Annotated in this window: 19 protein-coding genes; 10 read left to right on the plus strand and 9 right to left on the minus strand. The window is 74.8% G+C overall.

Features of this window, described 5'->3' with window-relative positions:
• Positions 1–3: 3 nt before the first annotated feature.
• The gene (locus ATL51_RS04305) at positions 4–1,581 is read right to left on the minus strand and encodes a phosphatase PAP2 family protein (RefSeq protein ID WP_301548886.1); all 1,578 of its coding nucleotides are present in this window, start codon (positions 1,579–1,581) and stop codon (positions 4–6) included.
• 42 nt (positions 1,582–1,623) lie between these two features.
• Here ATL51_RS04305 and pafA point away from each other — a divergent pair, with 42 nt between their 5' ends.
• On the plus strand, positions 1,624–2,985 hold the full coding sequence (gene pafA / locus ATL51_RS04310; protein WP_073574841.1) for a Pup--protein ligase: 1,362 nt from the start codon (positions 1,624–1,626) through the stop codon (positions 2,983–2,985).
• Positions 2,986–3,027: 42 nt separating this feature from the next.
• On the opposite strand, the gene glsA (ATL51_RS04315) is transcribed toward pafA, so the two are convergent.
• From glsA (ATL51_RS04315) to ATL51_RS04335, 5 genes are all read right to left on the minus strand, one after another.
• Positions 3,028–4,023: a glutaminase A gene (gene glsA, locus ATL51_RS04315; protein WP_100877740.1), complete on the minus strand. Its 996-nt coding sequence runs from the start codon at positions 4,021–4,023 to the stop codon at positions 3,028–3,030.
• Positions 4,024–4,074: 51 nt separating this feature from the next.
• Positions 4,075–4,713: a DUF6226 family protein gene (locus ATL51_RS04320; protein WP_100877741.1), complete on the minus strand. Its 639-nt coding sequence runs from the start codon at positions 4,711–4,713 to the stop codon at positions 4,075–4,077.
• Positions 4,714–4,824: 111 nt separating this feature from the next.
• Positions 4,825–5,913 (minus strand): sugar-transfer associated ATP-grasp domain-containing protein, encoded by a 1,089-nt coding sequence (locus ATL51_RS04325; protein ID WP_100877742.1) that lies wholly within the window; start codon positions 5,911–5,913, stop codon positions 4,825–4,827.
• Positions 5,914–5,977: 64 nt separating this feature from the next.
• Positions 5,978–7,027: a glutaminase A gene (gene glsA / locus ATL51_RS04330; protein ID WP_073574844.1), complete on the minus strand. Its 1,050-nt coding sequence runs from the start codon at positions 7,025–7,027 to the stop codon at positions 5,978–5,980.
• Between the two features lie 64 nt (positions 7,028–7,091).
• Positions 7,092–7,331, minus strand: coding sequence for a hypothetical protein (locus ATL51_RS04335; protein ID WP_073574845.1), 240 nt, complete (start codon positions 7,329–7,331; stop codon positions 7,092–7,094).
• A gap of 174 nt (positions 7,332–7,505) precedes the next feature.
• Here ATL51_RS04335 and ATL51_RS04340 point away from each other — a divergent pair, with 174 nt between their 5' ends.
• The 8 genes from ATL51_RS04340 to ATL51_RS04375 all read left to right on the plus strand — a co-directional run bounded on the left by ATL51_RS04340 (position 7,506) and on the right by ATL51_RS04375 (position 17,134).
• Positions 7,506–8,498: a helix-turn-helix transcriptional regulator gene (locus ATL51_RS04340; RefSeq protein WP_100880470.1), complete on the plus strand. Its 993-nt coding sequence runs from the start codon at positions 7,506–7,508 to the stop codon at positions 8,496–8,498.
• Positions 8,495–9,526: a helix-turn-helix transcriptional regulator gene (locus tag ATL51_RS04345; protein ID WP_100877743.1), complete on the plus strand. Its 1,032-nt coding sequence runs from the start codon at positions 8,495–8,497 to the stop codon at positions 9,524–9,526. The genes ATL51_RS04340 and ATL51_RS04345 overlap by 4 nt, the downstream gene beginning before the upstream one ends.
• A gap of 160 nt (positions 9,527–9,686) precedes the next feature.
• On the plus strand, positions 9,687–9,980 hold the full coding sequence (gene tatA / locus ATL51_RS04350) for a Sec-independent protein translocase subunit TatA (protein ID WP_073574847.1): 294 nt from the start codon (positions 9,687–9,689) through the stop codon (positions 9,978–9,980).
• Between the two features lie 61 nt (positions 9,981–10,041).
• Positions 10,042–11,037 carry a twin-arginine translocase subunit TatC gene (gene tatC, locus ATL51_RS04355; RefSeq protein ID WP_100880471.1) on the plus strand — a complete coding sequence of 332 codons (996 nt, stop codon included), beginning with the start codon at positions 10,042–10,044 and terminating at the stop codon, positions 11,035–11,037.
• Positions 11,038–11,140: 103 nt separating this feature from the next.
• Positions 11,141–11,887, plus strand: a complete 747-nt coding sequence (gene pyrH, locus ATL51_RS04360) for a UMP kinase (RefSeq protein WP_062395067.1) — start codon at positions 11,141–11,143, stop codon at positions 11,885–11,887.
• A 73-nt stretch (positions 11,888–11,960) separates the two neighbouring features.
• Positions 11,961–14,867 (plus strand): DEAD/DEAH box helicase, encoded by a 2,907-nt coding sequence (locus tag ATL51_RS04365; RefSeq protein WP_253069174.1) that lies wholly within the window; start codon positions 11,961–11,963, stop codon positions 14,865–14,867.
• A gap of 63 nt (positions 14,868–14,930) precedes the next feature.
• Positions 14,931–15,800 carry a DUF4333 domain-containing protein gene (locus ATL51_RS04370; protein WP_073574849.1) on the plus strand — a complete coding sequence of 290 codons (870 nt, stop codon included), beginning with the start codon at positions 14,931–14,933 and terminating at the stop codon, positions 15,798–15,800.
• A 68-nt stretch (positions 15,801–15,868) separates the two neighbouring features.
• Positions 15,869–17,134 (plus strand): GNAT family N-acetyltransferase, encoded by a 1,266-nt coding sequence (locus tag ATL51_RS04375; RefSeq protein ID WP_301548888.1) that lies wholly within the window; start codon positions 15,869–15,871, stop codon positions 17,132–17,134.
• 25 nt (positions 17,135–17,159) lie between these two features.
• Here the strand turns inward: ATL51_RS04375 and ATL51_RS04380 are convergent, their stop codons facing one another.
• Positions 17,160–17,939, minus strand: a complete 780-nt coding sequence (locus tag ATL51_RS04380) for an SAM-dependent methyltransferase (protein ID WP_100880474.1) — start codon at positions 17,937–17,939, stop codon at positions 17,160–17,162.
• A gap of 66 nt (positions 17,940–18,005) precedes the next feature.
• On the opposite strand from ATL51_RS04380, the gene ATL51_RS04385 reads away from it, so the two are divergent.
• Entirely contained in the window at positions 18,006–18,608 is a 603-nt protein-coding gene (locus ATL51_RS04385; RefSeq protein WP_301548889.1) for a helix-turn-helix domain-containing protein, read from the plus strand.
• Positions 18,609–18,611: 3 nt separating this feature from the next.
• Here the strand turns inward: ATL51_RS04385 and ATL51_RS04390 are convergent, their stop codons facing one another.
• Both ATL51_RS04390 and ATL51_RS04395 read right to left on the minus strand, forming a co-directional pair.
• Positions 18,612–19,949, minus strand: coding sequence for a M20 family metallopeptidase (locus ATL51_RS04390; RefSeq protein WP_100877744.1), 1,338 nt, complete (start codon positions 19,947–19,949; stop codon positions 18,612–18,614).
• On the minus strand, positions 19,946–20,911 hold the full coding sequence (locus tag ATL51_RS04395; RefSeq protein WP_073574851.1) for a 5'-3' exonuclease: 966 nt from the start codon (positions 20,909–20,911) through the stop codon (positions 19,946–19,948). Before ATL51_RS04395 ends, ATL51_RS04390 begins: the two co-directional genes overlap by 4 nt.
• Position 20,912 lies beyond the last annotated feature (1 nt).

Consider the following 20,912-nt stretch of genomic DNA (forward strand, 5'->3'; position numbering starts at 1 on the left):
CGCTCATCCCTGGAACGGGCGGTCCCGCCCGGTCCAGCGGTCCTCGTCGCGGCGGTAGACCGGGATCGGCTTCTCGGCGACCCGGAAGGTGTAGCGCCCGGCCTCCTCGACGATCTCGCCGTCGGTGGCCAGCATGCTCGGCTCCAGCAGTTCGACGTCGAGGCTGGGCACCTCCCGCTGGTGGTAGACCCGGCTGTGCCCCAGGGCCCCCAGGATCAGCGCGAGGACGACCCGCAGCCGGGAGAACCGCACGTCGGCGCGCAGCCAGCGGACGTCGAGCAGGCCCGAGTCCAGCGTCGGCCGCCAGGCGGGCACTGCGCCGCGCGGGTGGTACGGGCCGTTGCCCACGAACAGGAACCAGACCTTGTACCAGCGGTCCCCGAGCCGGACCGAGATCTTCTCCGAGCGCTGCAGCACCGTGATCAGTGCCGCGGCGAACGCCGGCCACTTGCCGTAGCGCGGCTGCCACTGCTCGCGCAGCCGCACCAGCTCCGGGTAGGAGCCGATCGACGCGGTGTTGATGAAGTAGCGGGTGCGGGTGACCGAGACGTCCTCGGGATCGTCCAGGCGGCCCGGATGGGCCTCGACCAGGGCCAGGTCGACCGCGACGGCCTCGCCGGCCTGGGTGGCGTCGACGGCCTCCTGGGTGTCGTAGACACCGACGTCGCGGGCGAAGTGGTTCAGGGTCCCGCCCGGCACCACGACCAGCGGCAGCCCGTGCCGGTCCGCGACCGCGGCGGCGGTCGCGACGGTGCCGTCCCCGCCCGCGACGCCCACCGCGCGCACCCAGGTCCCGCGCTCCTCGAGCGCGTCGGTCAGCATGTCCTCGACCTTCACCCCGTCACCGACGACGAGGTGGTGCGCCGCGGGCAGCCGCTCGCGGACCTCCTCGGACACGTCCTGGTCGGGTGGCCCGGAGAACGGGTTCGAGACGATGACCAGGCCCTCGCCCTGCGGCAGGACCGGGACGGTGTCGATCGGGCGGGCGCGGGCCTCGTCGCTGGGACGCACCGGCCACCAGCGGTTCGTCAGCTTCGCCACGCCGGTGCCGATCGCCGCCCCGACGAGCACGTCGGAGGTCCAGTGCACGCCCACGTGCACCCGGGACCAGCCGACCAGCGCCGCCAGCGGCACCACGACCGGTGCGGCCCGGCGGTTCTCCATCACCACCGCGGTCGCGAAGGCCGCGGCCGAGGCGGCGTGCCCCGACGGGAACGACGACGACGACGGCGGGTCGGCCACCGTCCGGTAGACGGGCAGCTCCGCCGCGGCCGGCCGCCGGCGCGGCAGCAACGGCTTGAGCAGCGCGTTCGCGGTGAGGCTGGTCAGCGCGATGGACGCGATCCCGCGCATCGCCGCCTTGCGCCCGGCGCCGCGGCGCACCGCCATCAGCGCCGCGATGGTGAACCACAGCACGCTGTGGTCGGCGGTGCGGGTGAGCCGGCGCAGCGAGGTGTCCACCCGGCTCGGCGGACGGCTCGCGATGAACTCGGTGACCGCCCGGTCGGCCCGGGAGACCGAGTCCACCCCGCGGTCCAGACGACGGGACCTGCGGGCGACGCGTTCGAACCATCCACTCACAGTCGTGACAGTAGAGGGGGTCGGGCGCCTACCCTGAACGGCATGCAGCGTCGGATCTTCGGGGTCGAGACGGAGTTCGGTGTCACGTGCACCTTCCACGGGCAGCGCCGACTGTCCCCGGACGAGGTGGCGCGCTACCTCTTCCGCCGGGTGGTGTCGTGGGGCCGGTCCTCCAACGTCTTCCTCCGCAACGGTGCCCGTCTCTACCTCGACGTCGGGTCGCACCCCGAGTACGCCACGGCGGAGTGCGACTCGCTGACCCAGCTCGTGTCGCACGACAAGGCCGGTGAACGGATCCTCGAGGACCTGCTCGTCGACGCCGAGCGGCGCCTGGTCGACGAGGGCATCGGCGGGGACATCTACCTGTTCAAGAACAACACCGACTCCGCGGGGAACTCCTACGGCTGCCACGAGAACTACCTCGTCGCGCGGCAGGGCGAGTTCTCCCGGATCGCCGACGTGCTCCTGCCGTTCCTGGTCACCCGCCAGCTCATCTGCGGTGCCGGGAAGGTCCTGCAGACCCCGCGCGGCGCCGTTTACTGCCTGTCCCAGCGGGCCGAGCACATCTGGGAGGGCGTCTCCTCGGCGACGACCCGGTCCCGGCCGATCATCAACACCCGCGACGAGCCGCACGCCGACGCCGAGCGCTACCGGCGGCTGCACGTGATCGTCGGCGACTCGAACATGTCCGAGGTGACGACCCTGCTCAAGGTCGGGTCGGCCACCCTGGTGCTGGAGATGATCGAGGCCGGCGTCCAGTTCCGGGACTTCACCCTGGACAACCCGATCCGCGCGATCCGCGAGATCAGCCACGACCTCACCGGGCGCCGCCCGGTGCGGATGGCCGGCGGCCGGGAGGCCTCCGCGCTGGACATCCAGCGCGAGTACCACGCCCGCGCCGTGGAGTACCTGGAGGCGACCGGGCACCCGGACCCGGCGATGGCGCGCGTGGTCGAGCTGTGGGGCCGCACCCTCGACGCCGTCGAGTCCCAGGACCTGTCCAAGATCGACCGGGAGATCGACTGGGCGATCAAGCACCGGCTGGTGGAGCGCTACCGGGCCAAGCACGACCTGGAGCTGTCCAGCGCCCGCGTCGCCCAGCTGGACCTGGCCTACCACGACGTCCGCCGTGGTCGCGGTCTGTTCGACATGCTGCAGCGCAAGGCGCTGGTCGACCGGGTCACCGACGACGGCGAGATCGAGGCCGCCAAGGACACCCCGCCGCAGACGACCCGGGCGAAGCTGCGCGGGGACTTCATCGCCGCCGCGCAGGCCGCCGGGCGGGACTTCACCGTCGACTGGGTGCACCTGAAGCTGAACGACCAGGCCCAGCGCACCGTGCTGTGCAAGGACCCGTTCCGTGCCGTCGACGAGCGGGTGGACCGCCTGATCGCCTCGCTCTGACCGCGGCCCCGGGGTGGGTGGACACCCACCCCGGGGTACGGCTCAGTCGGGCTGGGCGATCCGGCCGAACCGCGATTCCTCCGGATCGGCGAACACGTGCAGCCCGAACCGTGACGACAGCTCCCGGCAGACCGCGACGCCGCGCACCGAGTTCCCGTGCCGGTCCAGGCCGGGGGAGTACACCCCCAGCCCGAACCAGCTCGGCAGCACCCCCATGATCCCGCCGGACACCCCGCTCTTGGCCGGGATGCCGACGTCGTGCGCCCACTCGCCTGCGGCGTCGTACATCCCGCACATGCTCATCACACTGATCACCGTGCGCAGGTGCTCGCGGGGCAGCGCCCGTTCCCCGGTCAGCGGGTTGACCCCGCCGTGGGCCAGCGTGGCGCCCATCGCCGACAGCTCCGGTGCGGTGACCGTGATCGAGCAGGCGGCGAGGTAGACGTAGAGGGTGTCGTCGATGTCGCCGTGCAGCATGCCCAGGCTCCGCATGAGGTAGCTGAGCCCGAGGTTGCGGTCGTTGGAGACCAGCTGCTCGTCGAGGACCGCGCGGTCGATCTCCAGCGACGGGTTGCCGGTGTAGACCCGGTTGCGCTCCAGGAGCCGCTCGGCGCGCTCCTCCTTGGTGGCCCCCTTGACCATGTTCGCCGCGACCAGCGCCCCCGCGTTGATCATCGGGTTGAACGGGCGGTGGTGCGTCTCGTCGAAGGAGATGGAGTTGAACGGGTCCCCCGACGGCTCGACCCCGACCCGGCGCAGCGTCTCGGCCAGGCCGTTGTCCTCCAGCGCGAGCCCGTAGGTGAAGACCTTCGAGATCGAGTGCAGCGGGAAGCGGACGTCGCAGTCGCCGACCTGCCACTGCGTGCCGTCGACGTTCGTACCGGCCAGGCCGAACTCCTCGGCCCGGGCCTCCATCTCGGGCGGGTAGTAGCTGACGACCTCCTCGCCGGGCAGCAGGATCCCGCTGCCGGCGGTGCAGGTGCTGCGGAGGTCCTCGAACTGCTGCTGGACCAGTTCGCGTTCGGCCTGCGCGACCATCGGTGTCCCTTTCGTCGGGGGTGTCCGGTCGCACCGTAGCGAGCGCGCGGCTCATGTGTGGCGCAGCGGCCAGGTCGCCCACACGACCGGAGCGTCACCCGGGCCGGCGCACACGGTCGCCCTACGGCCGTCGGACGTGGCGTCGGCGACGGTCTCCCCGGACGACGACCTGCCGCGGTGCGGTCCGAGCGCGTGCCCGACCCACGTGACGCCGTCGCGACGGGTGCACCACTCCCGGAACGTCCCGGCGACGACCGCCGCCACGGTGTGCTCGAGCTCGTCGGCGACCTGCGACCAGGTGTCGTCGCAGGCGTCGCACCCGCACGGCGGCAGGTGCGCGGACAGCAGGTGCCCGGCCCGGACGACGACGCCCGGGAAATCCGTCCACACCAGCGTCACCGTGGCCGCGTCCGGGTCGCGCGGGCGCAGCGTCGCCACCCGGACCGCGCCCGGCTCGTCCCGGGCGGGGGCGTCCTCGTGCTCGACATCGACGTCGTAACGGGCGGCCAGGTGCGCGACGACGGCGTCGGCGACGGTGTGCAGCGGCCGGAACCGCTCGGAGTGGGTCACCACCGAGTAGCTGTCCTCCGGCGGGCCGTCCGGACCCCAGCGGCTCCCGTGCGGGACGACCGTGCCGGTGGCGTCGTGGAACACGGCGGCCGGCACGTCGGGTCGCCGGTAGGTGTCCATGTCCCGCAGGGTGCCGGACCCCGCGGGGCGGCCGCACCCGGATTCCCCGGGCCCGGCTCGGCCATGCCACCGGAGCGTCGTCCCCCGGCCGGGGGCGTCCGGCGACCGAACCTACGGGCCGGGCCGCCGCGGGGCCGGGATCCGGGCCGCGGGTCGCCACAGCCGTTCCCAGCCCATGTCCGCGAAGCAGGGGCCCTGGGTGGCCTCGGAGAACTTGATGTCGTTGTGTCCGGCGTTCCACTCCAGTACGACGGGCCGTTCGTCGGCGTCGACGGCCAGGTCCCACCCCACGCAGCGCGCGAACGGCATCCCCCGGTGCAGCTCCAGCACCGCCGCGACGCACCCGTCGAAGCCCGGCACGGTGGTCCCCGTGAACCCCGCGCCGGAGTCGGGGTGGGCGTCGACGCGCGTCCAGCGCGGGGTCAGGCCGTGGTCGGCGAGCCGGCCGGTCGTGGTGTCCACGGCGACGCGCACGTGGCTGGCGGAGCGCACGTGGGTGTCGGCGGCGCGCCCGAACCGCAGGTAGGCGGCCCGGACCGAGGCGACGCCGTCGTCGGTCACGACGGTGGTGACCCGCATCGTCGCCACCGAGCCCGGGGTGAACCCCGCGAGCAGCGGGTGCTGGTCGACCCAGCTCTGGAACACCCCCGACGGCAGCCCGCCGAGCTGGTCGGGGTCGAACCCCGACCGGTGCAGCACCCGCACCCCGGCGCCCTGGATCGAGTCGTCGGACTTGAACACCGCACGGTCCGAGCCGGCGAACAGCACCGACGCGAGCCCGGCGCGGTCGAGGTGGCGCAGGTCGCGGTCGTAGAGGCCGCCGTTGACCCAGTAGGCGACGTCGGCGAACAGGTCGGACCGCAGCAGCCGCCGCGACAGCGGCTTGAGCTTCGAGACCTCGCCGTAGGGCCCCTGCACCGCGGGGAGCACGACCCGGCCGTAGTAGTTGTCGGGGATCCAGCCCTCCCGGAACTCCCCGGCCACCGCGGCGTAGACCCGCAGCCAGGGGGCGTAGCCGCGCCAGCCCAGCACGTCGCCGGCCCAGGCGTCGCACGCCCGGGCCGTCGCCGGGGCGGACGGACCGCGCTCGGCCTCGATCGCGGCGAGGAGCGCCGCCGCCTCCCCGCGGTGGCGGCGGTGGAACCGGATGGCCCCGGCCCGGCGCAGCGCCCGGTCCGCGACGACGTCCAACGTGGCCATGCGTGCCCTGCTCCCGGTGTCGACGACGATGTCCCGCAGAGGACTCGTCCGCCGCGCCGGATCGTTAGAGCCCGTCGGGCAGCCAGCCGTCGCCGGAGGGGTACATCTCGGTCGCCTCCTCCCGCCGGCCCGGGCGCACGATCCGGCCCAGCCGCGACTCCGACGGGTCGGCGAACACGTGCAGCCCGAACCGGTCGGACAGCTCCCGGCACACCGCGATCCCGCGCACCGAGTTGCCGTGCCGGTCCAGCCCGGGGGAGTAGACGCCGACCCCGATCGCGTCCGGGATCGCCGCCAGGATCGCCCCGGACACGCTCGACTTGGCCGGGATGCCGACCTCGTAGGCCCACTGCCCGGCGGCGTCGTACATGCCGCACATGCTCATCACGCTGAGCACGTCACGGGTGTAGCTCCGCGGCAGCGCAGGCACCCCGGTGAACGGGTTCGCCCCGCCCCGGGCCAGGGTCGCCGCCATCGTCGACAGCTCCGCGGCGGTGACGGTCACCGAGCAGGCCGCCAGGTAGACGTACAGGTTGTCCTCGATGTTGCCGTGCAGCATCCCCAGGCTGCGCATCAGGTAGGACAGCGCGACGTTGCGGTCGTTGGAGACCAGTTGCTCGGCGAGGATGTCCTCGTCGACGGCCAGGTCGGGGTTGCCCGCGTAGATCCGCAGCCGGGTCAGCAGCCGCTCGACCTTCTCCTCCTTGGTGGCGCCGTGCACCAGGTTCACCGCGACCAGCGCCCCCGCGTTGATCATCGGGTTGAACGGGCGGTGGTTGACCTCGTCGAAGCTGATCGAGTTGAACGGGTCGCCGGAGGGCTCGACCCCGACCCGCAGCAGGACCTCCTCGCGGCCGTTGTCCTCCAGCGCCAGGCCGTAGGTGAACACCTTGGAGATCGAGTGCAACGGGAAGCGGACCCCGGCGTCGCCGACCTCCCACTGGGTGCCCTCGATGTCGGTGGCGGCCAGCCCGAACAGCTGCGCCTGCCCGGCCATCGACGGCGGGTAGTACGCGACGACCCGCCCGTCGGGCACCCCGCCGGGGCTCCCGACCGCCCGGTGCAGCTCCTCGAGCTGCCGCTGCACGATCGCGCGCTCGGCCTGCTGCTCCATCGGCGCCCCTCCTCGCGGACCGGTCCGTCCGGTGCGGAGCGCAAACTAGATCACCGGTGCCGGATCACTCGATCCCGGGCATGATCCGGCGGCGCAGCTCGGCCAGCTCGTCCTGTACCTCCGGGTCGGCCGGGCCCGCCTTCTCCGGCGCCGGGGCGATCCCCATCGACCGCAGCAGCCCGGTCGCGGCCGCGGCCGGGTCCCCGGTCTCCCCGAGCACCGGGTGCAGACCCTGGTCGGCCAGGTGGTGGAACACCAGGTTCACCACGGTCCACGGGTTGAACGTCTCCTGCTCACCGGACATGCGCCACCTCCACGTGCCGGTGCGGCCGCGGCGCCGCACCCGGGGTCGAGCCTTTTCCGTACGCGCGTCGCCGTCAACGACCCTGTCGCAGGATGAGACACCCCGGCGCGGTCCCGGGTGCCCGCGGCCCGGGGCGCCCGATCCGTCCCGTCCGGCCTGGCTACGATGCCCGTCGTGTCCTCCGCCCGCGCCGAGCGACTGGTCAACCTGGTGCTCTGCCTGATGTCGACGCGCCAGTACCTGTCCGCGGAGCGGATCCGGTCGATCGTCCCCGGCTACGCCGACGGCACCGGCGACGAGGCGTTCTTCCGGATGTTCGAGCGGGACAAGGCCGAGCTGCGCGAGCTGGGCGTGCCCCTGGAGACCGGCCACAACTCGGTCTTCGACACCGTCGAGGGCTACCGGATCGCCCGGGCCGACTACGAGCTCGGCGAGATCCACCTCGACCCGGACGAGGCGACCGTCGTCGCGCTGGCCGGGAACCTGTGGGACTCCCCGGAGCTGGCCGGCGCCGCGCACGGGGCGCTGGTGAAGCTGCGCGCCGCGGGCGTCGAGGTCGCCGAGACCCCGGCCGCGGCGATCCGGCCGGGCGCCGCCGCGGGTGAGCCGGCCCTCGCGCCGCTGCTGGGCGCGGTGCGCACCGGCCGCGTGGTCACCTTCGACCACCGCCGCGGCGGCCCCACCGGGGAGCTGGTGCGGCGGACCGTCGAGCCCTGGGGCGTGGTGTCGTTCCGGGGCCGCTGGTATCTGGTGGGCCACGACCGCGACCGCGACGACGTGCGCTGCTTCCGGCTCTCCCGCGTCGAGGGCCCGGTGCGTGCCGTCGGACCGGAGGGCGCGGTCACCGTGCCCGACGGTGTCGACCTGCGGGCGCTGGTGCGTGCCTCGGCGGGACCGCAGCCGGTGTCGGGCACCGCACGGGTCTGGGTCGCGGCGGGCCGCGCGGCCGGGCTGCGCCGCACCGGCCGCGAGCGCGGGCCACGCGAGCACGCCGGACGGCCGGGCGTGGAGATCGAGCTGGACCTGCGCGACCGGGGCACCGTCGCGCGGTGGCTGGCCGGGCACGGCCCGGACGTCGCCGTCCTCGACCCGCCGGAGCTGGCCCGCGCGGTGCGCGAGCTGTGGGAGGCCGCGCTCGGTGCCGATGCCCTCAGGACCCGCACGTGAGCCGCCAGGGCGTCGCCCAGCGCCTGCCCCGGCTGCTGTCGCTGGTGCCCTACCTGCGGGCGCACCCCGGGGTACCGGTCGCCGAGGCCGCCGCGGACTTCGGCGTCGACGAGCGGCAGCTGCGCAAGGACCTGGAGCTGCTGTGGATGTGCGGGCTGCCCGGTTACGGGCCGGGTGACCTGGTCGACCTGTCCTTCGCCGGGGACACCGTCGACGTCGTCTTCGACGCCGGGCTGACCCGGCCGCTGCGCCTGACCACCACCGAGGCGACCGCGCTGCTCGTGGCGCTGCGGATGCTGCACCAGACCGCCGGGGTGGTCGACTCCGACGCCGTCGGGCGGGCCATCGCGAAGGTCGAGGCCGCGGTGGGGGAGGCGGCCGGTCCGGGCGGTCTGGTCACCGTCGAGTCCGGGATCGGCGAGCGCGACACCACCGCGGTCGTGCGCCGGGCGCTCGACCGCGGGCGCGCGCTGCGCATCGTCTACTTCACCGCGGGCCGTGACGCGGTGTCGCGCCGCGACGTCGACCCGATGCGGCTGGTGGTCAGCGGCGGGCGCGGCTACCTGGAGGCGTGGTGCCGCCGCGCCGAGGACGTGCGGATGTTCCGCCTGGACCGGGTGGAGCAGGCCGAGGAGCTCGACGAACCGGCCCGCGCCCATCCCGAGGCCCGGCCCGTCGACGTCTCGCACGGGCTGTTCAGCCCGCGCGCCGAGCACCGGTACGCGGTCCTGGAACTCGGCCCGGACGCGCACTGGGTCGCCGAGTACTACCCGGTCGACGAGGTGCGCACCGGCGCCGGTGAGCTGGTCGAGGGCGACCCGCCGCCCGGCGCGCCGGACCCGGTGCCCGCCGCGGCGGGCGGCGACGACCGGCTGCGGGTGCTGCTCCGCTTCGCCGACGACGACTGGCTGGTCCGCCTCGTGCTGGGGCTCGGCGGCGCGGCCCGCATCGTCGAGCCCCCGGAGCTGGCGACGGCGGTGCGCGAACGGGCCCGCGAGGCCCTCCGGATCGCCGACGCATCACCCTGAGTCACCCCGCAACCCCCGAGAGGGGGAATGCGACAGGATGACGACGGCGGCGTGAACACCGGGTGACCGGAGCCACGTCCCAGGACGGGGGGGCCGGGCGACCGATTCGCCCGTGTCTACACTCGGTGTCGACCCGGCCCGATCGACGCGAGGTGGACCCATGCCCGGTGGCTACGAGTGGCTGATCATCATCGCCGTTCTGCTCCTGCTGTTCGGCGCGAAGAAGCTCCCCGAGATGGCGCGGTCGGTCGGTCAGTCCGCCCGTGTGTTCAAGGGTGAGATGAAGGGCCTCAAGGACGACGACGCCCGCAGCCGGCAGGCCGAGGAGCCCAAGCCCGCCCAGGAGCTGCCCGCCGCCGCACCGGCGCCGCAGCAGACCGCCCCGGCCCCGCAGCAGACGCCGCAGCAGCCGCCGGCGCAGGCCACCGACCGGCCCGCCGGTCCGACCGCCTGAGGCACTCCATCCCGTGAAGGCACCGTTCCGTCGGAAGCGCAGGCTCAACCCCGACGGGACCATGACCCTGATCGAGCACCTCTACGAGCTGCGCAACCGGCTCGGCATCTCGCTCGCCGCGATCGTGGTGACGACGGTGTTCGGCTACATCTGGTTCGAGGTCTCGTTCTTCGGTTTCCCCAGCCTGGGTGAGCTGCTCAAGGAGCCGTACTGCTCGCTGCCGCCCTCGGCGCGCGCGTCGCTGACGGCCGACCCGAACGCCTGCACCCTGCTCGGCACCACCCCGTTCGACCAGTTCATGCTGCGCCTGAAGGTCGGGGCGACGGCCGGGGTGATCCTGGCCTGCCCGATCTGGCTCTACCAGCTGTGGGGCTTCATCACCCCGGGCCTGCTGAGGAAGGAGCGCCGCTACGCGCTGGGCTTCGTCTCGGTGGCCGCGGTGCTGTTCGTCGCCGGCGCGGTGCTCGCCTACCTGATCATCCCGCAGGCGCTCGGCTTCCTGCTGACCATCGGTAGCGAGATCCAGACGACGGCGCTGACCGGCACGTCGTACTTCTCGCTGGTCGTGAATCTGATCGTCATCTTCGGGGTCAGCTTCCTGATCCCGCTGCTGGTCGTCGCGCTCAACGCGGCCGGGGTCGTGTCCTACGACCTGCTCCGCCGCTCCCGGCGCGGGCTGATCTTCGGGCTGTTCTGCTTCGCCGCGATCGCCACGCCCGGCCAGGACCCGATCTCGATGCTGGTGCTGGCGTTCGCGCTGACGCTGCTGTTCGAGGGCGCCATCCAGGTCTGCCGGATCACCGACCGCCGCCGGGCCCGCCGCCGCGCCGCCGAGGGCTGGGACTCCCTGGACCCGGACGAGCCCTCGCCGCTGGACACCACGCCGTCGCCGCTCGAGGGGCCGTCCCGGATCGAACCCCCCGCGCCGGTGTCGACCACCCGGGCCCCCGTCGTCGCCCCGGACCGCGGCATCGCGGGTGCGGGGAACGGCCGCACCGGGGGTGCCGGGACGAACGGGACCGCCCCCGAGCCGCCCCGCTACGACGACATCACCTGACCGGGGCCGGTGCCGCGGATCCCCCCGCGGCCCCGTCCGGCACGGCTCCGTAGGCTTGCCCACCGGATCGGGTTGGGCGGCACTGAGGAGCGGGTCGGGACAGATGAAGTACAACCGGGTGGTCATCAAGCTCAGCGGACAGGCGATGGCCGGTGCCGACGGCTTCGGGTTCTCCGCGCAGGCCCTGTCCCACCTCGCCGACCAGATCCGGCAGATGCGTGCGCTGGGGGTGCAGGTCGCGGTCGTCGTCGGCGGCGGGAACGTGTTCCGCGGCAACCGCTCCGAGACCTGGGGGATCGACCGCGTCGAGGCCGACAACATCGGCATGCTCGGCACCGTGATCAACGGTCTCCTGCTGCGCGGCAAGCTCTCCGCGGGTGGTGAGGAGAACGTCCGCGTCATGACGGCGATCCCGATCAACGCCGTCGCCGAGCCGTTCCTGCGGCTGCGCGCCAAGCGGCACCTGGAGAAGGACGCGATCCTGATCTTCTCCGGCGGCAACGGGCAGCCGTTCATCACCACCGACTACCCGAGCGTGCAGCGCGCCCTGGAGATCGGCGCGGACGCGCTGCTGGTGGCCAAGCACGGCACCGACGGCGTCTACGACACCGACCCGCGCACCAACCCCGACGCGCGCCGCTACGAGCGCCTGCCCTACGACGAGGTGCTGTCGCGCCGGCTGGCCGTGATGGACCAGACCGCGTTCATCCTGGCCCGCGACCACGGCCTGCCGCTGCACGTGTTCGACATCGAGAAGGACGGCCTGATGGCCGCGATCTGCCGTGGTGAGCACCACGGCACGGAGATCAACCCCGACATCGTCGAGGCGGAGTTCGCCCACCCGGAGTAGCCCGGCGGTGCCACGTGGCCCGGCTCACCCTGTGACGGAGCAGGGTGTCGGTGCCGTGTGACAGCCTGGGGCCGTGAATGGTTCCGCCGCCGACCCGGCCGCCGCGTACGCGGCGGCGAAGGCCCGCGCCGCCTATCCGCGGCTGGCCGAGTTCACCGGTCTGATGCCCTTCGATCTGGACCCGTTCCAGCGCGAGGCGTGCGAGGCACTGGAGGACGGCCACGGCGTCCTGCTCTGTGCGCCCACCGGCGCCGGCAAGACCGTCGCGGGTGAGTTCGCCGTGCACCTGGCCCTGTCCGAGGGCCGCAAGTGCTTCTACACCACGCCGATCAAGGCGCTGTCCAATCAGAAGTACGCCGACCTGGTCGCCCGCTACGGCGCGGACGCGGTCGGCCTGCTCACCGGTGACACCGCGGTGAACGGTGATGCCCAGGTGGTCGTGATGACCACCGAGGTGCTCCGCAACATGATCTACGCCGACTCCGACAAGGCGGCGAACCGGCGGCTGGACCACCTCGGCTACGTGGTGATGGACGAGATCCACTACCTGGCCGACCGGTTCCGCGGCGCGGTCTGGGAGGAGGTCATCCTCCAGCTGCCCGAACACGTCGCGGTCGTCGGGCTCTCGGCCACGGTCAGCAACGCCGAGGAGTTCGGTGACTGGCTGGTCGAGGTCCGCGGCGACACCCGCGTGGTGGTCGACGAGCACCGCCCGGTGCCGCTGTGGCAGCACATGATGGTCGGGAACCGGCTGTTCGACATGTTCGGTGAGCGGAGCACCCCCGGCGGGCCCGGTGAGGTCGTCGTCGACCCGGAGCTGGTCCGCTACACCCGCGAGATGGCCCGGCGGGACTTCACCACCTCACGAGGCTCGGACCGGGCGGGCGACCGCGGGCCGCGCGGCCGGGGTGGTCCGCAGCGCGGCCGCACCCGGGGCGGGAAGACCGACTCCACGGCCGTCGTCGGGCGGGGGCCGCGCGGGGGCGGCCCGTCGCGCGGTGGGTTCCGGCCGCCGTCGCGGGTGCAGGTGATCGACCGGCTCGACCGCGAGGGGCTGCTGCCCGCGATCACGTTCGTCTTCTCCCGCGCCGGCTGCGACGCCGCGGTCGGCCAGTGCGTGCGGGCCGGGGTGCGCCTGACCGTGCCCGAGGAGGTCGACGAGATCCGCCGGATCGTCGAGAAGCACACCGGCGACCTACCGCAGGCCGACCTCGGCGTGCTCGGGTACTGGGAGTGGCGCGAGGCCCTCGAACGCGGCGTCGCCGCCCACCACGCCGGGCTGCTGCCGGCGTTCAAGGAGACCGTCGAGGAGCTGTTCGTCGCCGGCCTGGTGCGCTGCGTGTTCGCCACCGAGACCCTGGCGCTGGGCATCAACATGCCCGCCCGCACCGTCGTGCTGGAGCGGTTGGTCAAGTACAACGGCGAGGCCCACGTCGACCTCACCCCCGGCGAGTACACCCAGCTCACCGGGCGAGCCGGGCGGCGCGGCATCGACGTCGAGGGCCACGCCGTCGTGCTGTGGGCACCCGGCATGGACCCGGAGCAGGTCGGCGGGCTGGCCTCCACCCGCACCTACCCGCTGCGCAGCTCGTTCCGGCCGGTCTACAACATGTCGGTCAACCTGGTCGGGCGCCTGGGCACCGACGCCGCCCGCGAGCTGCTGGAACGCTCCTTCGGGCAGTTCCAGGCGGACCGGTCGGTGGTCGGGCTGGCCCGGCGGATCGACCGCAACACCGAGGCCCTGGACGGCTACCGGGAGGCGATGAGCTGCCACCTCGGCGACTTCGCCGAGTACGCCGACCTGCGTAGGCGCATCGCCGACCGGGAGAAGTCGCTGCGCCGCCAGAACACCGTCGCCGCCCGCGACGAGGCCTCGGAGTCGCTGCGCGAGCTGCGCCCCGGCGACGTGATCGCGGTGCCCTCGGGCAAGCGCGCCGGGATCGCCGTGGTGCTCGACCCGGGGATCGGGGCGCTGTCGGCCGCGGGCCGCGACGCCGAGGTCCGGCCGCTGGTGTGCACCGAGGACCGCTGGGCGGGACGGTTGTCGGCGGCGGACTTCCCGGACGCGGTGGAGGTGCTGGGCCGGATCACGCTGCCGAAGCGGGTCGAGCACCGGTCCCCGCAGGTCCGCCGGGACCTGGCCTCCTCGCTGCGTGCCTCCCGGCTGGGGGAGGGGCGCGCCCTCGGGCGTCGTCGCCGGCCCGGGGTGCAGGACGACCCGGAGCTGTCGACACTGCGCCGCGCCCTGCGCGCGCACCCCTGCCACGGCTGCGACGACCGCGAGGCGCACGCCCGCTGGGCGGAGCGGCACGCGAGGCTGGAGCGGGAGACCGAGACGCTGCGGCAGAAGGTGCGGGCCACGACGCACTCGTTGGCCCGGGCGTTCGACCGGATCCGGGCGCTGCTCGCCGAGCGCGGCTACCTCGTCCCGGCAGGGGAGGCCGAGCCCGGCGAGGAGGAGATCACCGCACACGGCCGGGTCCTGGCCCGGCTGTGGGGCGAGTCGGACCTGCTGGCCGCCGAGTGCCTGCGGCACGGCGCGTGGGAGGGCCTGGAGCCCGACGAACTGGCCGCGGTGGTCTCGGCGCTGGTCTACGAGTCCCGCCGCGACGACGCACCGATGCCGCGGCTGCCCACCGGCCCGGTGTCCGACGCGCTGGAGCGGACCGTGCGGCTGTGGGAGGAGCTCGACGCCGACCAGCGCCGGCACAAGGCCGAACGCACCCGCGCACCCGACCTGGCCTTCGCCTGGCCGATGCACCGGTGGGCGCGCGGCGAGTCCCTGGCACAGGTCCTGGAGGCCGCCGAACGGAACGGGCACGAGCTGTCCGCGGGCGACTTCGTACGCTGGACCCGGCAGGTCCTCGACCTGCTCGACCAGATCGCCGGGGTCGCCGGGCGGTCGAGCGCGGTCGGCAAGGCGGCCCACCGGGCCTCCGGTGCGGTCCGGCGCGGCGTGGTCGCGGCCGGTATGCAGTAGCAGTCACGAGCAGCACCAGCAGTCACGACGGCACGACGAGAGAGACGGGCGGACGAGTAGGCGATGAACAACCCGCAGGGACCGGACCGGCATCCCGAGGATGCCGCGGAGCGGACCGGGGAGATCCCCGCCTGGGGCACGCCACCGCCCGGCGGGTGGGGCGCCGACCCCGAGACCACCGGAGCCTGGTCCCCCGACCGCGACGACCGCGACGGCTGGGCCGCCCCCGGCGCCGGCGGCGCACCCGTGCAGGGCACCGGCGGCTGGGACGCCGTCCCGCCCGCGGGCGGACGCCACGGCGGCGACACCGGCGGCTGGGCCGCCCACGACGGAGCCGCCGGGGACCCGGCCCGCGGCGAGTCGCTGTGGGGCGACGAGGCGGGCTCCGACACCGGCACCGACGGCGGATGGGCCGTCCCGACCGGGCGCCGCGCCCGTCGCCGGGCCGCCGAGACCGGAGCCCCCACCGACGCCGTCCCCACGTCGTCACCCGGGTCGCCCTGGGCCGACGCGCAGACCACCGCAGCCGTCCCGGCCGACGGCGGGTCCGGGCCGGGCGGGTGGCAGAACCCCGGGCCCGGTGAGGACGAGCCCTGGGTCTCCCGGGACGCGGTCCGCTCCCCGTCGCGGACGCGGCTGTACATCCTGGCCGGGGTCGGCGCCGTGGTGGTGGCCGCACTCGTGGTCGGTGCCCTGTTCTGGGCGGGCGTGCTCGGCAGCGACCGGCTCGACCGCACCGCGCTACAGGCCGGGGTCAACCAGGTCCTCACCCAGGACTACGGCCTGCAGGTCGGTGCGATCGCCTGCCCGGAGGACGTCGAGGTGTCGGCCGGTACGCAGTTCACCTGCCAGGCCGTCGTCGACGGCGAGCAGGTCGAGGTCCCCGTGGTCGTGACCAGCGACCAGGGCGACTACCAGGTCGGGCGGGTCTGACCGGGCTGCGGTGGCGGGCCGGGTAATCGGCTGGCGCACGGGGCGCGCGGACGCGAGGCTCGTCGGATGTGAGCCCCGATGACCCGTTCGCCCCGTACCCCGCCCCGCCGACCGTCGCCCCTCACACGGTCCGGACCCTGACCGACCCCGCCGACCGGCGCCGCGCGTTCGACCTGTTCCTGGGCACCCTGCACCACGGCCCGGTCACCGACGACGCGTGGGAGGCCCACGGGCAGGCCCCCGACGAGCACTGGCTCGGCGTCGCGGACCCCTCCGGTGCGCTCGTCGGGTCGGCGTACTCCTTCCCGACCCGGCTGACCCTGCCCGGCGGGGCCCGGGTCCCCGCCGCCGCGGTGAGCGGCGTCGGGGTGCGACCCGACCGGACCCGCGCCGGGCGCCTGACCGCGCTCATGCGCGCCCAGCTGACCGCGGCCCGCGACCGCGGCGACGTCGCCGCGGTGCTCCGCGCCTCGGAGGCCGGCATCTACGGTCGCTACGGCTACGGCGTCGCCTCCCGCGCCGACCAGGTCCGCGTCACGGCGGGGGCCGCGTGGCGCCCGGAGGCCCCGGCCGGGGGCACGGTGCGGATGCTCGACCCCGACGAGGCGACCGCGCTGCTGCCCGGCCTGCAGGAACGCCTTGCCGCGGACCGCCCGGGCGGGATGACACGCTCCGCGCGCTGGTGGCGGCGGGCGCTGCGCCCCGCGGGCCCGCCCGCCGGCGAGTACAAGGGCGTGGCGGTGCACACCGGCACCGACGGCGTCGACGACGGGTTCGTGGTGTGGGGTGTCGCGGAGGGCGACCTGGCCACCGGCGGCACGGACGAGGTCCGGCTGCAGCAGCTCTGGGCCGCCGGGCCCTCCGCGACCGCCGGGCTGTGGCGGTTCCTGACCGGCCTCGACCTGGCCGGCGCGGTGACGAGCTGGGCACGTCCCCTCGACGAGGACCTCGATCTGGTGCTGGCCGACTCCCGGGCCCACCGGGTCACCGGCCGCGGCGACGACCTGTGGCTGCGCCTGCTCGACCCGGACGCCGCGCTGCGGGCCCGCGCCTGGGGCCCCGGCGGACCGGTCGTGCTGCGGGTGCACGACGCGTTCCTCGGCGACACCGGCACCTGGCGTCTCGCCGACGGCGCCGCCGAGCCCGCCGCCGGCACCGATCCCGACCTGGAGTGCACCGTCGACGCACTGGCGGCGGCGTTCCTCGGCGACCGGTCGCCGTCGTCGCTGGTGGCGGCGGGCCGCTGGCGCGAGCACACTCCCGGCGCCCGGGTCCGGGCGGACGCGCTGTTCGCGGTGCCCGGACCGGCGCCGTGGTGCGGCACGTTCTTCTGAGCGTCCCCGCCCGCGACGCGGACGCTCAGGCCCGGCGGCGGGCCCGGACGACCGCGTCGTGGCCGGTCACCGTGCTGCCGTCGGGCAGCGTCACCGGCCGCGGCCGCGCGTCGGTGACCAGCACCTCCCACCGGTCCGGGTCGAGCGCACCGGCGAGCTCGTGCTCGTCGGGGAACAGCTCCGGCTCCGGCGGGCGCGGGATCCCGGCGGCCAGGTCGCGCGGGTGGTGCAGCACCAGCAGCAGCGTCCCACCGGGTGCGACGGCGTCGGCGAGCGCGGCGTACAGCGGGCGGCGCACGTCCGGGGGCAGGTGCAGGAACTGGGCGTTGACCAGGTCGTAGACGCCCGCGGCGGGCGGGTCGGAGCGCAGGTCGGCGGCGGTGAGGGTGACCGCGTCGGCCCACCCGGCCCGCTGCACGGCGGCCCGGGCCCGCTCCACCGCGACGGGGGAGACGTCGACGGCGTCCACCCGCCAGCCCCGCGCGGCGAGCCAGACCGCGTCGCCGCCCTCCCCGCAGCCGACGTCGAGCGCCCGCCCGGGCGGCAGGTCCGCGGCCTCGGCGACGAGGGCGGCGTTGGCGTCGCCGCTCCAGATCTGCGGTCGGGTGTCGTAGTGGGCGTCCCAGAACGCCGCGGACCAGCGGTCCTCCGTCACGGTGGCTCCTCCGGTGGGTCGGGTGGGCGGGGTGGGCGTCGCGGCAGCGGTGGTGGCGGTGGCGAGTCCGTGCACCCGGTCGTCCGCGACGAGCGCGGCGACCCGGCGCTCGGACGCGGCACCGAACGGGTCTGCGGGAGAGGAGGTCATGGCACCACCCTGCGCGCCGCAGCGCGACACTGGCAAACATCGTTGCCGGGATGGCAAACTGTCGGAGTGGACGAGGCGATCGCGGACACCCTGGCCGGCGTCGGCCCCCGGCTGGCCGGGCTGCGCACCGCACACGGCATGACCCTGGCCGACCTGTCGGAGGCCACCGGTATCTCGGTGAGCACGCTGTCGCGCCTCGAGTCCGGCGGGCGCCGTCCGACCCTGGAGCTGCTGCTCCCGATCGCGGCCGCCCACCAGGTGCCGCTCGACGAGCTCGTCGCCGCCCCACCGGTCGGCGACCCGCGGGTGCGGCTGCGGCCGCGCCGGGCCAACGGGATGACCGTCGTCCCGCTGACCGAGCGCCCCGGCGGGCTGCAGGCGTTCAAGATGCTCATCCCGTTCCGCGGCGACGAGCCCGACCCGCGGGTGCACGAGGGCTACGAGTGGCTCTACGTCCTCGACGGCAGGCTGCGCCTGGTCCTCGGCGGGCACGACGTCGTGCTCGGCGCCGGGGAGGCCGCCGAGTTCGACACCCACGTCCCGCACTGGTTCGGCTCCGCCGACCGCGACCGCGCCGTCGAGCTCCTCAGTCTGTTCGGCCCACAGGGCGAGAAGATCCACACCCGCGCCGCGCCGCGGGAGCGCCGCACCGCAGGCCACGGCGGCTGAGCCTCAGTCGAAGAACGAGGGCACGTCCACCGGGCCGCCCGCCTCGGCGAACTCCGCCGCGACCGCCCCGCAAAGCGCCTCGTCGTACAGCAGGTCGGCCACCACCGTCGCCAGCCCGGCGGCGCCGTCGAGCACCGCGCGGTCCCCGGCCGCGCCCGCCGCGGCCTCGGCGAACCCGGTGGTGTGCAGCGCGGTGCCCGGCTCCGCGATCGCGATCATCGGATGGATCGACGGCACCCGCAGCGAGACGTTGCCCAGGTCGGTCGACCCGGTCTCGGACTCCGGCACCACCCCGCGCGGGTACACCGTGCGCCCCCGCCCGGCCTGGTGCACCGCCCAGCGCGCGGCGAGGGTCCGGTTGTGGCGGATCGGCAGGTACGGCGGGCGCGGGTCCCACTCCAGGGTGTGGCCGCAGCCGGTCATCGCCGCCGCCGCGACGGCGATCGCCTCCACCCGCGTGGTCAGGTCCCGCAACGTCTCCGGGCGCTGCGAGCGCAGGTAGTAGCGCGCCGACGCCCGCTCCGGCACGACGTTGGGCGCCTGCCCGCCGTCGACGACGACGCCGTGCACCCGGTCGGCGTCGGGGATGTGCTGGCGCAGCATCGCGATCCCCTGGTAGCCCAGGACGACCGCGTCCAGGGCGTTGCGGCCCCGGTGCGGCTGGGCCGAGGCGTGCGCGGCGACCCCGTGGTAGGTGACTTCCAGCTGGCGGCGCCCCAGGAACGGGTGGTCGGCGATGTCGTGGGCGAACGGGTGCAGCATCACCGCGGCGTCGACGCCGTCGAACGCACTGTCGCGGGCCATCGTCTCCTTCCCGCCGCCGCCCTCCTCCGCCGGCGTGCCGAGCAGCACCACGGTGCCGCCCACCGGATGCGCGGCGAGCACCCGCGCCAGCGCCAGGAACGCGCCCACCGCCGCCGAGCAGATCACGTTGTGCCCGCAGGCGTGCCCGATGCCGGGCAGCGCGTCGTACTCGGCGAGCACCGCGACCGTCGGGCCGTCCCCGGAGCCGAGCGTCGCCCGCAGCGCCGTGTCCAGCCCGTGCACGCCGACGGCGGCGTCGACCCCGTGCCCGGCCAGCAGCGCGGCCACCGCGGCGACCGAGCGGTGCTCGGAGAACGCGGTCTCCGGGTGGGCGTGCAGGTCGTGCGACAGCGCCAGCAGCTCGTCCCGCAGCTCCTCGACCGCGGCCGCCACCGCCTCCCGCACCGCGGCGGGGGCGCCGTCGTGGGGGGAGGTGATCGGGTCGGCCGCCGCCGCGCGCACCGCGGTCTCCCGGGCCACGGCCTCGTCGTACGCCGACGACGGCGGGACCGGCAGCCCGTGGTCCGGGCAGGTCACGACGACGCCGCCGCGTCCAGGGCCTTCCGCAGCCGGCCCACCGACGACTCCAGACCCCACCGCCGTGCCAGCTCGTCGAGCCGGTCCGGGTCGGCGAACGACGCCGGGAGCACGTCGTCGCGGCTCAGGTCGACCTCGGCGTCGGTCCGCACCCGCACCACCGGCTCGACGACGTCGAGGTAGTCCCGCGCCGCCGCCAGCTTCGCCCGCGGCCCCGCCCCGATCCGGGCGTCGCCGTCGCCGACCGCGGCCAGCAGCTCCGCCCACGAGCCGAACCGGCCGACCAGCGTCGCCGCCGTCTTCGCACCGACCCCGGGCACGCCGGGCAGCCCGTCGGAGGGGTCCCCGCGCAGCATCGCCATCTCCGCGTACGCCGCGCCCGCCCGCTCCCGGGGCACCCCGAACTTCTCCGCGACGTCGTCCGGGCCCAGGTTCTCGGCCTTGTTCAGCCCGCGGCCGATGTAGAGCAGCCGCACCGGCGGGGCGTCGCGCACGATCTGCATGAGGTCCCGGTCCCCGGACACCCCCAGCACCGGGTCGGAGGCCTCCCGGTGGGCCAGGGTCCCGATCACGTCGTCGGCCTCGCAGCCCACGGCCCCGCCGGTCGCGATCCCCGCCGCGGCCAGCACCTCCATGATCAGCGGTACCTGCGGGGCGAGGGTGTCCGGCACCTCCTCGGGCACGCCGGCCGGCACCTCGTCGCCGGCCCGGCCCGCCTCCACCCGGTGCGCCTTGTACGACGGCAGCGCGTCCACCCGGAACGCCGGCCGCCAGTCCAGGTCGAGGCAGGCCACCAGCCGCACCGGGCGGTGCTCGGTGACCAGCCGCGCGATCATGTCGGTGAACCCGCGCACCGCGTTCACCGGCGTCCCGTCCGGGGCGGTGACGCTCTCCGGCACGCCGAAGTAGGCACGGAAGTACATGCTCGCGGAGTCCAGCAGCATCAGCGGGCGCTCACTCATG

Origin of the sequence: Pseudonocardia alni, from assembly GCF_002813375.1 — a bacterium.
GTDB classification, from domain to species: domain Bacteria; phylum Actinomycetota; class Actinomycetes; order Mycobacteriales; family Pseudonocardiaceae; genus Pseudonocardia; species Pseudonocardia alni.